The organism is Blastococcus sp. VKM Ac-2987 (assembly GCF_026967805.1).
GTDB lineage: Bacteria > Actinomycetota > Actinomycetes > Mycobacteriales > Geodermatophilaceae > Blastococcus.
Map to the genome: position 1 here is coordinate 1,179,414 of NZ_JAPVBG010000002.1, position 12,426 is coordinate 1,191,839.

10 protein-coding genes are annotated in these 12,426 nt (G+C 75.1%); 9 read left to right on the forward strand and 1 reads right to left on the reverse strand.

Translation table 11 applies throughout. The annotated features are described in order from the left end of the window. Window positions 1-43 precede the first annotated feature (43 nt). The 6 genes from O2W17_RS14625 (at window position 44) to ligA (ending at window position 8,059) form a co-directional block, all read left to right on the forward strand. A complete protein-coding gene (locus O2W17_RS14625) occupies window positions 44-1,006 on the forward strand; it encodes an electron transfer flavoprotein subunit alpha/FixB family protein (protein WP_269193149.1) in 963 nt (320 codons plus the stop codon). A 120-nt stretch (window positions 1,007-1,126) separates the two neighbouring features. Further along, window positions 1,127-2,527, forward strand: coding sequence for an MFS transporter (locus O2W17_RS14630; protein WP_269193150.1), 1,401 nt, complete (start codon window positions 1,127-1,129; stop codon window positions 2,525-2,527). Next, entirely contained in the window at window positions 2,524-3,729 is a 1,206-nt protein-coding gene (locus O2W17_RS14635; protein WP_269193151.1) for a cysteine desulfurase family protein, read from the forward strand. Before O2W17_RS14630 ends, O2W17_RS14635 begins: the two co-directional genes overlap by 4 nt. Before the next feature lie 10 nt (window positions 3,730-3,739). After that, entirely contained in the window at window positions 3,740-4,831 is a 1,092-nt protein-coding gene (gene mnmA, locus O2W17_RS14640) for a tRNA 2-thiouridine(34) synthase MnmA (protein WP_269193152.1), read from the forward strand. 4 nt (window positions 4,832-4,835) lie between these two features. Beyond that, the gene (locus O2W17_RS14645) at window positions 4,836-5,846 is read left to right on the forward strand and encodes a methionine synthase (RefSeq protein WP_269193153.1); all 1,011 of its coding nucleotides are present in this window, start codon (window positions 4,836-4,838) and stop codon (window positions 5,844-5,846) included. A 53-nt stretch (window positions 5,847-5,899) separates the two neighbouring features. Beyond that, window positions 5,900-8,059, forward strand: coding sequence for an NAD-dependent DNA ligase LigA (ligA, locus tag O2W17_RS14650; protein WP_269193154.1), 2,160 nt, complete (start codon window positions 5,900-5,902; stop codon window positions 8,057-8,059). Window positions 8,060-8,191: 132 nt separating this feature from the next. Here ligA and O2W17_RS14655 read toward each other — a convergent pair whose 3' ends face one another. After that, entirely contained in the window at window positions 8,192-8,872 is a 681-nt protein-coding gene (locus O2W17_RS14655; RefSeq protein ID WP_269193155.1) for an ACT domain-containing protein, read from the reverse strand. Window positions 8,873-9,040: 168 nt separating this feature from the next. Between O2W17_RS14655 and gatC the strand changes: the two genes are divergently transcribed. From gatC to gatB, 3 genes are read left to right on the forward strand one after another with little or no spacing between them, the layout of a single operon-like run. Beyond that, on the forward strand, window positions 9,041-9,358 hold the full coding sequence (gene gatC, locus O2W17_RS14660) for an Asp-tRNA(Asn)/Glu-tRNA(Gln) amidotransferase subunit GatC (protein ID WP_269193156.1): 318 nt from the start codon (window positions 9,041-9,043) through the stop codon (window positions 9,356-9,358). Beyond that, the gene (gene gatA / locus O2W17_RS14665; RefSeq protein WP_269193157.1) at window positions 9,355-10,881 is read left to right on the forward strand and encodes an Asp-tRNA(Asn)/Glu-tRNA(Gln) amidotransferase subunit GatA; all 1,527 of its coding nucleotides are present in this window, start codon (window positions 9,355-9,357) and stop codon (window positions 10,879-10,881) included. The genes gatC and gatA overlap by 4 nt, the downstream gene beginning before the upstream one ends. Further along, window positions 10,878-12,380 (forward strand): Asp-tRNA(Asn)/Glu-tRNA(Gln) amidotransferase subunit GatB, encoded by a 1,503-nt coding sequence (gatB, locus tag O2W17_RS14670; RefSeq protein ID WP_269193158.1) that lies wholly within the window; start codon window positions 10,878-10,880, stop codon window positions 12,378-12,380. The genes gatA and gatB overlap by 4 nt, the downstream gene beginning before the upstream one ends. The last annotated feature ends 46 nt before the right edge of the window (window positions 12,381-12,426 follow it).

A 12,426-nucleotide genomic window follows, 5' to 3' on the forward strand; every position in this document is an offset into this window, starting at 1 on the left:
GCCACCCGAGACATAGCCCGGATCGAAGGAAGAGGAGATACCCATGGCAGAGGTCCTGGTCCTGGCCGAGCTGAACCCGGCCGGCGGCGGAGTCCGCAAGACCACCCTGGAAGCCCTGACCGCGGCGCGTGCGCTCGGTGAGCCGTCGGCCGTCGTCCTCGGCGCGCCGGGCACGGCCGCCGGCGTCAAGGACACCCTCGCGGAGTACGGCGCCGCGACCGTCTACGTCGCCGAGTCCGAGGACGTCGACGCCTACCTGGTGGCCCCCAAGGCCGAGGTGCTGGCGCAGCTGGTGGGCGAGAAGTCGCCCGCCGCCGTCGTCATCCCCTCCTCCCCGGAGGGCAAGGAGATCGCCGCCCGCCTGGCCATCAAGACCGGCAGCGGATTCCTGACCGACGTCACCGAGATCGCCGCCGACGGCACCGCCACCCAGGTGGCGTTCGCCGGGGCGACGATCGTGCACTCGCAGGTGACGGTCGGCACCCCGATCTACACGCTGCGGGGCAACTCGGTCACCGCCGAGCCGGCCCCGGCCGCGGGCGCCGAGGAGGCCGTCGCGGTGTCGGTCAGCGACCAGGCCAAGCAGGTCCGGGTCGTCGAGCGCGTCGTGGAGCAGAAGAGCAGCCGCCCCGAGCTCACCGAGGCGTCGATCGTCGTCTCCGGTGGCCGCGGCGTGGCCAGCGCCGAGAACTTCTCGGTCATCGAGGGCCTGGCCGACTCGCTCGGTGCCGCCGTGGGCGCCTCGCGCGCCGCGGTCGACTCCGGCTTCTACCCGCACAGCTTCCAGGTCGGGCAGACCGGCAAGACCGTCTCGCCGAACCTCTACGTCGCCGTCGGCATCTCCGGTGCCATCCAGCACCGCGCCGGCATGCAGACCTCGAAGACCATCGTGGCCATCAACAAGGACCCCGAGGCCCCGATCTTCGAGCTGGCCGACTTCGGTGTCGTCGGCGACCTGAACACGGTCGTGCCCGCCGCCACCGAGCAGATCAACGCGCGCAAGTAGCACCGACCGCACCACCAGCCGTCGAGCGCCGATCCCCCCGGGGGTCGGCGCTCGACGGCTGTCCGGATCCGGGAAGGACCGGTGGGCGCCCGGGGTTGGGGACGGCGTGAGGACGGCAGCGTGACCGACGGCAGGCCGGCGTCGGTGTTCGACCGGGCGCACCGGCTGACCACCGCGGGGCTGCTCATGCTGGTCACGTTCGTCGCCTTCGAGGCGATGGCCGTGGCGACGGCGATGCCCACCGCCGTCGCCGAGCTCGACGGTCTCGCCTGGTACGCCTGGCCGTTCAGCGCCTACCTGGTCGCCTCGGTCGTCGGGATGGTGCTCGGCGGGGACGTCGGCGACCGGCGGGGTCCGCGGGCCGCGCTGCTCACCGGCGTGGGGGTCTTCGCCGCCGGACTGCTGGCCGCCGGGCTGGCGGGCTCGATGGCCCTGTTCGTCGCGGCGCGCGCGGTGCAGGGCCTCGGCGGCGGCGTCATCGTGGTCTCGCTGTACGTCGTCGCCGGGCAGGCCTACGCGACGGCCCTGCGGCCCCGGCTGTTCGGCGCGTTCGCGGCGGCGTGGGTGCTGCCGGCGCTGATCGGCCCGGTCGTCTCCGGCCTGCTGACCACCCACCTGACGTGGCGGCTGGTCTTCCTCGGCCTGCTCCCGCTCATCCTGCTGGGGCTGGCGCTGGTGCTGCCCGCAGTGCGCGCGCTGGCCGTGCCGGAGGGCGGCGCACCGCCGGCTCCCGCGCGCCGCTGGTGGGCGTTGCTGGCGGGGGCCGGGATCGCGGTCCTGCAGTACGCCGGGCAGCGGATGGACCTGCTCGCGCTGGGCCTGGCCGTAGCCGGCCTGGCGGCCCTGGTCGCCGCGCTGCGCGCGCTGCTCCCCGCGGGCACGGCGCTGGTGCGGCCCGGGCTGCCGGCGGTCGTGGCCTCCCGCGGTCTGCTGGCCGGGGCCTTCTTCGGCATGGACGTGCTCCTGCCGCTGGCCCTCACCGAGCTGCACGGCTACCCGGCGGCCGCCGCCGGCGTGCCGCTCACCACCGGGGCGCTGGGCTGGGCGGTGGCCTCGCAGCTGCAGGGGCGACGGCCGGACTGGAGCCGGGTCGTGGTGCTGCGGGCGGGCTTCCTGCTGCTGGCGGCGGGGCTGGCCGGGACGGCGCTGATCGCCGTCCCCGGGATCGGCGGCTGGCCGGCGTACCTCACGTGGGGCGTCGCCGGTCTCGGCATGGGGCTCGGGATGCCGAGCCTGAGCGTGCTGCTGCTGGACTCCTCGCCGGAGCACCGGCGGGGCGCGGACTCGGCGGCCTTCCAGATCGCCGACGTGACCGGGTCGGCGCTGCTGGTCGGCGTCGTCGGGGTGCTGGTGGCGACGTCGGTGACCGGCGCCCTCCCGCTCTCGGGCGCGGTGCTGGCCGGCGTGGCCGTGCTCACGGCCGTGGCGCTGGCCGGGGCCGTGGCCGCGCCCCGGGCGGGTGCCGCTGTGCCGGGGACGGCGGACCCCGCCGCCCGCGCGACTACATTGAGCGCGTCATGACCTACTCGCACCCGGTCTACCTCGATCACGCGGCGACCACGCCGATGCTGCCCGAGGTGCTCGTCGCGATGACCGGGCAGCTCGGCCGGGTCGGCAACGCCTCGTCGCTGCACGCCAGCGGCCGGGCGGCCCGCCGCGCCGCCGAGCAGGCCCGCGAGCGGCTGGCCGAGGCGCTGGGCGCCCGGCCGTCCGAAGTGCTGTTCACCGGCGGCGGGACCGAGAGCGACAACCTCGCCGTCAAGGGCCTGTTCTGGGCCCGGCGGGCGGCCGACTCCCGTCGTCGCCGGATCGTGGTGAGCCCGGCCGAGCACCACGCCGTCCTCGACAGCGTGGAGTGGCTGGCCAAGCACGAGGGCGCCGAGGTCACCTGGCTGCCCGTCACGCCCTCCGGCCGGGTGACGCCCGAGGCGTTGGCCGAGGCGCTCGGCGACGGCACCGACGTCGCCGTCGCGAGCGTGATGTGGGCCAACAACGAGATCGGCACGGTCAGCGACATCGCGGCCCTCGCCGCCACCGCCCACGACGTGGGGGTGCCGCTGCACACCGACGCCGTGCAGGCGGTGGGTCACGTGCTCGTCGACTTCGGCGCCAGCGGCGCCGACGCGCTGACCATGACCGGGCACAAGCTGGGCGGGCCGATGGGCGCCGGGGTGCTGCTGCTGCGCCGCGACGCCGAGTGCACCCCGTTGCTGCACGGCGGCGGCCAGGAGCGCGACGTCCGCTCCGGCACCCTCGACGTCGCCGCGATCGTCGGGCTGGCGGTGGCGGCGACGACCGCGGTCGACGGCCGGGTCGAGCGGGCCGCCGAGCTCGCCCGGCTGCGCGACCGGCTCGTCGCCGGCGTCGTCGGCCAGGTACCCGACGCGCAGCTCAACGGCGCGCCGCTGGACGACGTGGTGCGCTCGGGCCCGGGCCGGCTGCCCGGCAACGCGCACCTGTCCTTCCCCGGCGCGGAGGGCGACGCGCTGCTCATGCTGCTCGACGCCCGCGGCATCGAGTGCTCGACCGGTTCGGCGTGCAGCGCTGGGGTGGCCCGGCCCAGCCACGTGCTGCTGGCGGTCGGCGCCGACCCCGACCGGGCCCGCAGCTCGCTGCGGTTCAGCCTCGGCCACACCAGCACCGACGCCGACGTCGACGCCCTGCTCGAGGTGATCGCCCCGGTGGTGGAGCGCGCCCGCCGCGCCGGGATGGGCCGGCGATGAGGAGCTCCGCATGAGGGTGCTCGCCGCCATGAGCGGGGGAGTGGACTCCGCCGTCGCCGCCGCGCTGGCCGTCGACGCCGGGCACGACGTGACCGGCGTGCACCTGGCGCTGTCCCAGGAGCGCCAAGCGCTGCGCAGCGGCTCCCGCGGGTGCTGCAGCGTCGAGGACTCCCACGACGCCCGACGGGTGGCCGACGAGCTCGGCATCCCGTTCTACGTCTGGGACCTCGCCGAGCGGTTCTCCGAGGACGTCGTCGACGACTTCGTGGCCGAGTACGCCGCGGGGCGCACCCCGAACCCGTGCCTGCGCTGCAACGAGAAGATCAAGTTCTCCGCCGTCCTGGACCGGGCGCAGGCGCTCGGCTTCGACGCCGTGGTCACCGGGCACCACGCGCGGCTCGCCGACGGCGCGCTGCGCCGGTCGGTGGACGCCGCCAAGGACCAGTCCTACGTGCTGGGCGTGCTCACCCCCGAGCAGCTGGCCGCGGCGGTGTTCCCGCTCGGCGGCATGACCAAGGAGCGGGTGCGGGAGATCGCGGCCGAGCGCGGCTTCGCCGTCGCCACCAAGGCCGACTCCCACGACATCTGCTTCATCCCCGACGGCGACACCCGCGGCTTCCTGGCTCGGCGGCTGGGCAGCCGGCCGGGCCCGGTGGTCGACGCCGCCACCGGTCTGGCCGTCGGCGAGCACGACGGCACCTACGGCTTCACGGTCGGGCAGCGCCGCGGGCTCGGCGTGAGCACCGGCGACTCCCGCCCGCGGTACGTGCTGGGCATCGAGCCGGTCACCCGCACCGTGACCATCGGCACGGCCGACCTCACCGGGGTCGACGTCGTCGGGACGGCGGCGCCGACCTGGACCGGCCCCGCCCCCGCCCTGCCGTTCCGCGCCGAGGTGCAGCTGCGCGCCCACGGCACGCCGGTGCCCTGCGAGGTTGCCGCCGGCGACGGAGGCGGTCTGCGGATCGAGCTCGGCGAGCAGCAGCGCGGCGTCGCCGCCGGCCAGTCGGCGGTGCTCTACGAGCCCGACGCCGAGCGCGGCGACCGGGTCCTCGGCCAGGCCGTGATCCAGGACGCGACGTCGACGGCCGGACGGAGCTGACCGGATGAGCGCACCGAGCGGGAGCGCGGCACCGGGACCGGTGCCCTGGGGGCCGGCCACCGGCGTCGGCTCGCTGCCCGGCACCGACCCGGCCGAGGCGGTGCGGCTGGTGGCGGGGGAGCTGCCCGAGTTCGCCCACCTGCCCGAGCTGCCCGGCCGCGGTGCCGGTGCGGACGTGCTCGGCCGGTCTGCCGCGCTGCTGGTCGACCTCGCCGTCGACCTCACCCCGGCCGGCTGGCGGCTGGTGGCGCGCCCGGGGGCGGACCAGCGCCGGGCGGACGAGTTCCTCGCCCGGGACCTGGACGCGCTGCACGACGTCGCCGCGACCTGGACCGGGCCGTTCAAGGTGCAGGCCGCCGGACCGTGGACGCTGGCCGCCGGGCTCGAGCGCACGCGGGGCGACCGCGCCGTGGTCGACGCCGGGGCCCGCCGCGACCTGGGCCAGTCGCTCGCGGAGGGGCTCGCCGCGCACGTGGCCGCGGTGCGGGCGCGGGTGCCCGGCGCGCAGGTGGTGGTGCAGCTGGACGAGCCCTCGGTGCCCGCCGTCCTCCAGGGCGGGCTGCCGACGGCCAGCGGATTCGGCAAGCTGCCCGCCGTGGCCGCCGACGTGGTCGAGGCCGAGCTCGCGGCCGTGATCCGGGTGCTGCCGGGCCCGGTGGTCGTGCACTGCTGCGCGCCGCGCATGCCGCTCGACCTGTTCCGCGCCGCCGGCGCCGCCGGGCTCTCCTTCGACCTCGGCCTGGTGCAGGACCTCGATGCCGTCGGCACGGCGGTCGAGGCCGGCACCCACCTGCTGCCCGGCGTCGTGCCCGGCACCGACGCTCCGTTGCCGGCGGCGAAGGCGACGGCGTCCCGGGTGCGGGCGTGGTGGCGCGAGCTCGGCTTCCCCGCCGACGACCTGGCGGCCGCGGTGACGCTGACGCCGTCGTGCGGGCTGGCCGGTGCCACCCCGTCCTACGCCCGCACCGCCATGGCGCACGTGCGGGAAGCGGCGAGGTACCTGCTGCCCGAGTAGCCCGACCGGGGAAGCACCGGTTGACCGTCGTACCCGCCGGATACCGTGCTGCCGTGACCAGCGAGGCCGGAGTCGGGGAACCCAGCGTCGAGCAGCTGCCGGTCGGGGCGCCGGCCGACCGCGCGGACCTGACCGATGTCCCCGACGCGGCACGTACGCGCCACCGCGACCTCGCCGAGGAGCTGGACCGGTACGCGTTCGCCTACTACGTCCGCGACGAGCCGCTGGTCAGCGACGGCCAGTACGACGAGCTGATGGGCGAGCTGACGGCGCTCGAGGCCGCGCACCCCGCGCTGCTCACGCCGGACTCGCCCAGCCAGAAGGTCAACGGCGGGTTCACCGCCACGTTCGCCCCGGTGCAGCACCTGGAGCGCATGCAGAGCCTGGACAACGCGTTCACCGGCGACGAGCTGTCGGCCTGGGCCGCGCGCGCCGAGCGGGAGGGCGCCGCCAGCGCGAGCTACCTGTGCGAGCTGAAGGTCGACGGCGTCGCCGTCGACCTGGTGTACGAGAAGGGGCGGCTGGTGCGCGCCGCCACCCGCGGCGACGGGACCACCGGCGAGGACGTCACCGCCAACGTCCGCACGATGGACGACGTCCCGCAGCAGCTCACCGGCGCCGACGTCCCCGAGCTGCTCGAGGTGCGGGGGGAGATCTACTTCCCGGTGGCCGCCTTCGCCGAGGTCAACGCGGCGATGGTGGAGCAGGGCCGGCCGCCGTTCGCCAACCCGCGCAACGCCGCGGCCGGGTCGCTGCGGCAGAAGGACCCGAAGGTCACCGCCTCGCGGCCGCTGCGCCTGGTGGTGCACGGCCTGGGTGCCCGGACGGGCTTCGAGCCGGATCGGCAGTCGGCGGCCTACGACGGGCTGCGCGCCCTCGGCCTCCCGGTGAGCGACCGGTACGAGGTGGTCGACGACCTCGAGGGCGTGTGGGCCTTCATCGAGCGCTACCGCGAGCAACGGCATTCGGTGGCCCACGAGATCGACGGCGTCGTCGTGAAGGTCGACCAGGTGTCGCTGCAGCGGCGGCTGGGCTCGACCTCGCGGGCGCCGCGCTGGGCGATCGCCTTCAAGTACCCGCCGGAGGAGGCGACGACGACCCTGCACGACATCCGGGTGAACGTCGGCCGCACCGGCCGGGTCACCCCGTTCGCGTACATGGAGCCGGTCAAGGTCGCCGGCTCCACCGTGCAGCTGGCCACGCTGCACAACGCCAGCGAGGTCAGGCGCAAGGGCGTGCTGATCGGCGACACGGTGGTCATCCGCAAGGCCGGTGACGTCATCCCCGAGGTGCTCGGCCCGGTGGTCGCCGCCCGCACCGGCGACGAGCGCGAGTTCGTGATGCCCACGCACTGCCCCGAGTGCGGTACCGAGCTGCGGCCGGAGAAGGAGGGCGATGCCGACATCCGGTGCCCGAACGCCCGGTCCTGCCCGGCGCAGTTGCGGGAGCGGGTCTTCCACGTGGCCGGCCGCGGCGCCTTCGACATCGAGAACCTCGGGTACGAGGCGGCGGTCGCGCTGCTGCAGAGCTCCCTCCTGCAGGACGAGGGGGACATCTTCTTCCTCGACGAGGAGCAGCTGCAGCGCTCGCCGTTCTTCACGAAGAAGAACGGGGCGCTGTCGGCCAACGGCGCCAAGCTGCTGACCAACCTGCAGACGCGCAAGGACGTCCCGCTGTGGCGGGTGCTCGTGGCGCTGTCGATCCGGCACGTCGGCCCGACCGCCGCGCAGGCGCTGGCCCGCGACTTCCGCTCGATGGACCGCATCATGGCCGCGAGCGAGGAGGAGCTGGCGGCCGCGGACGGTGTCGGGCCCACCATCGCCCGTTCCGTGCGCGACTGGTTCGCCGTCGACTGGCACCGCGACGTGGTCGAGAAGTGGCGGCAGGCCGGCGTGCGGATGGCCGACGCCGCCGACGACGCACCGCCGGGGCCGCTCACCGGCGTCACCGTCGTGGTCACCGGGTCGCTGCGCGACCACAGCCGGGACCAGGCGATCGCCGCGATCCAGGAGCGCGGGGGCAAGGTCACCGGCTCGGTGTCGAAGAAGACCGGGTTCGTCGTCGTCGGGGCCGACCCCGGCAGCAAGTACGACAAGGCGGTCCAGGTGAAGGCGCCGATCCTCGACGACGACGGCTTCCGCGTGCTGCTCGAGGACGGCCCGGACGCCGCCCGCGAGGTGGCGACGATCGGCGACGGCAGCGAGCCGGGCTGACCGCCCCGGACGGTCGCCGTGGCCACGGCCGTGGCGACCACCCGCCCCTCCACGACGTCCCGGCACGGTCCGTTCGGCATGCCCGGGAGGCCGGCGGCCGGGGCCGGCGACACGGTCCCCGGACGAGGCGGCTCAGGCCGGCGGCAGGTGGGTGACCGTGGCCGCGATGCCGGTCAGGTGCGCCAGCCGGAGCAGCTCCGAGCGGCGGAACGCCGGACCGCCCGACCGGCCGATCACCACGGCCCGCGTCCCCGCGCCGTAGGGGGCGGCCATCATCTCGATGGCCATCTCCTGCCACCGCTCGGGAAGCCACGAGTCGTCGCTGGGCAGGAGCACCGGACCGGCGAGCGGCAGCCACGGCAGCGTCAGGCCGTCGAACGACGGCGCGGCCTCCGACGTCGCCACCACCGCGGACGCCGCCAGGGGAGCGGGCTGGCCGGCGCCGTCGACGATCACCGCCCAGCCGCTGTGGAACACCCGCGGCAGCTCGGCGGCCAGCAGCGCCGCGGCCGTGCCGTCCCCACCGTGGGCCAGCGCGTCGAGCAGGTCGAGCTCGCGGTGGGTGTCCAGCGGCCCCGCGAACGGCCGCAGCGACTCCACCTGCACGCCGGGCACGGCCTGCGCGACGGTGATCAGGCTGTCGGGCAGCCGGTCCTCGGGCAGGTCGACGACGACGTCGTCCACCGCGATGCCGTGACCTCGTTCGAGGACGTCCAGGGAGACGATGTCGATGCCCGCGGTGCCGAGCGCGGTGGCCACCGCGCCCAGGACGCCGGGGCGGTCGGGCACGACCAGACGCAGGAGATAGGACACGGTTCCTCCGGGGCAGCACTCGCCGGTTCGGCCGATCTCCGTCGATCGCGATCGGGATGAGCCTCTCACGCCGACCGGCGCCGGAAGGGCCCCACGTACAGTGTCCCGGTCACGTCCCGGGCCGAGAGCGGGCCGACGGGCACTGCCGAAGTGGAGTTCCACCGCCTCATGAGCACCCCCTCCCCGAAGGGCCAGCTGACCCGCGACGAGGTGGCGCACCTGGCGCACCTGTCCCGGCTGGCGGTGAGCGACGAGGAGCTGGACCTCTTCGCCGGTCAGCTCGCCGCCGTGCTGGACGCCGTCGCCCAGGTGGGCAAGGCCGACGTCGCCGACGTGCCGCCCACCACGCACGCGGTGCCGATGACCAACGTCATGCGGGCCGACGTCGCCCGGCCCAGCCTGCCCCGCGACGTCGTCCTCGCCGGCGCCCCCGCCGCGGAGGACGACCGCTTCCGGGTGCCGCGCATCCTGGGGGAGGAGGCGTGAGCGCCGACCTGACCACCACCAGCGCCGCCGACCTGAGCCGCGCGCTGCAGGCGGGCGACCTCAGCTCCGCCGAGGTCACCCGCGCCTACCTGGACCGCATCGCCGCCGACGACGGCGAGCTGGGTGCCTACCTGCACGTCGACGCGGAGGCCGCGGTGACGTCCGCGGAGGCCGTCGACGCCGCCCGCGCCGCCGGTGAGGAGCTGGGCCCGCTGGCCGGCGTCCCGCTGGCGCTCAAGGACGTCGTCGTCACCGCGGGTGTCCCCACCACGAGCGGCTCGCGGATCCTCGAGGGCTGGCGCCCGCCCTACGACGCCACGCTGGCCGCCAAGCTCAAGGCCGCGGGCACCGTCCTGCTGGGCAAGACCAACATGGACGAGTTCGCGATGGGCTCCTCCACCGAGAACTCCGCCTACCAGGTCACCCGCAACCCGTGGGACCGCGACCGCATCCCCGGTGGCTCCTCGGGTGGCTCCTCGGCCGCGGTCGCCGGAGGGCTCGCCCCCTGGTCGATCGGCACCGACACCGGCGGCTCGATCCGCCAGCCGGCCGCGCTCACCGGGCTGGTCGGGCACAAGCCCACCTACGGCTCGGTCTCCCGCTACGGGCTGGTCGCGTTCTCCTCCAGCCTCGACCAGGCCGGGCCGATGGCCCGCACGGTCCTCGACGCGGCGCTGCTGCACGAGGCGATCGCCGGCCACGACGCCCACGACTCGACGAGCATCGACTGCCCCGTCCCCGTGCTCGCCGAGGCCGCCCGCCGCGGCGCCGAGGGCGAGCTGGCCGGGCTGACCGTCGGCGTCGTCCGCGAGCTGGGCGGGGAGGGCCACACCGACGGCTACGAGGACGGCGTCCTCGACCGCTTCAGCGCGGCGGTCGCCCTGCTCGAGAGCATGGGCGCCGAGGTGCGCGAGGTCTCCTGCCCGGCGTTCGACCTCGCCCTGCCGGCCTACTACCTGATCGCCCCGAGCGAGGCGTCGTCCAACCTGGCCCGCTTCGACGGCGTGCGCTACGGCCTGCGCGTGGGCGACGACGGCAGCCGCGACCTCGACGAGGTCATGGCGCTCACCCGCGAGCAGGGCTTCGGGCCCGAGGTGAAGCGCCGCATCATCCTCGGCACCTACGCGCTGTCGGCCGGCTACTACGACGCCTACTACGGCCAGGCGCAGAAGGTCCGCACGCTGATCACCCGCGACTTCACCAGCGCCTGGGACGACGTCGACGTGCTGGTCAGCCCGACGAGCCCGACGGTGGCCTGGTCGATCGGCGCCCGCGTCGACGACCCGATCGCCATGTACGCCGCCGACCTGTGCACGCTGCCGGCGAGCCTGGCCGGCGTGCCCGCCATCTCGGTGCCCTGCGGGCTCTCCGAGGGCCTGCCGGTCGGCTTCCAGATCATGGCGCCGGCGCTGGCCGACGACCGCTGCTACCGGGTCGCCGCTGCGCTGGAGGCCGCGCAGGACGCTGCCCGCGGTCACCGGCTGCTCGACGAACTGGGCGCGAAGGAGAACACCGCTTCATGAGCACCGACACCCTGGTCGAGTACGGCGAGCTGCTCACCCGGTACGAGCCGGTCATCGGCCTGGAGACCCACGTCGAGCTGGGCACCGCGTCGAAGATGTTCTGCGGCTGCTCGACCACCTTCGGCGCCGAGCCCAACACCCAGACCTGCCCGGTGTGCCTGGGCCTGCCCGGGTCGCTGCCCGCCGCCAACGCCGCCGCCATCGAGGCGACCATCCGCATCGGGCTGGCGCTGGGCTGCCGGATCGCCACCTGGTCGCGCTTCGCGCGGAAGAACTACTTCTACCCGGACATCCCCAAGGGCTTCCAGACCAGCCAGTACGACGAGCCGCTCTGCACCGCCGGGCACCTCGACGTCGAGGTCGAGGGCGAGACCTACCGCGTCGAGATCGAGCGGGTGCACCTGGAGGAGGACACCGGCAAGAACCTGCACGTCGGTGGCTCGACCGGGCGCATCCACGGCGCCGACCACTCGCTGGTCGACTACAACCGCGCCGGCATCCCGCTGGTCGAGATCGTCACCCGGCCGATCCCGGGCGCGGGGGCCAAGGCCCCCGAGGTGGCCAAGGCCTACGTCACCGAGCTGCGCGAGATCCTGCTCGCCCTCGGCGTCTCCGAGGTGCGCATGGAGCAGGGCAACCTGCGCTGCGACGTCAACACCTCGCTGGCGCCCATCGGCAGCCTCGAGTGGGGCACCCGCACCGAGACCAAGAACGTGAACTCGCTGCGTTCCGTGGAGCGCTCGGTGCGCTTCGAGATGCGCCGCCAGGCCGCCGTGCTGGACGCCGCCGAGCGCGTCGTGCAGGAGACCCGCCACTTCCACGAGGACACCGGCAGCACCTCGTCGGGCCGGAGCAAGGAGGAGGCCACCGACTACCGGTACTTCCCCGAGCCCGACCTGGTGCCCATCGCCCCCGACGAGGCGTGGGTCGAGGAGCTGCGGGCCGGCCTGCCCGAGCTGCCCGCTGCCCGCCGGACCCGCCTCTCCGACGAGTGGGGGATCTCGCCGACGGAGATGGCGTGGCTGGTCAACGCCGGCGCCGTCGAGCTGGTCAGCGACACGGTCGCCGCGGGCGCCTCGCCGGGGGATGCGCGCAAGTGGTGGCTCGGCGAGCTGGCCCGCCGGGCCAACGACGCCGGGACCGACCTGACCGAGCTCGCCGTGACCCCGGCGCAGGTCGCCGAGCTCATCGGCCTGATCTCCGCAGGCACGATCAACGACCAGCTGGCCCGGCAGGCGCTGGACGGCGTCCTGGCCGGCGAGGGCGACCCGTCCGCCGTCGTCGAGGCCCGCGGCCTGGCGGTCATGGGCGACTCCGACGAGCTGGTGGCCGCCGTCGACGCGGCGATCGAGGGCAACCCCGACGTCGCCGACAAGGTGCGCGGCGGCAAGGTGCAGGCGATCGGGGCGCTGGTCGGCGCGGTCATGAAGACCACCCGCGGCAAGGCCGACGCCGCCACCGTGAAGCGCATGCTGGAGGAACGGTTGATCAGCAGCTGATCGTCGCGCCGAGTGGGGCCCGGAGGGCTCCGCGCAGGCGCGACTC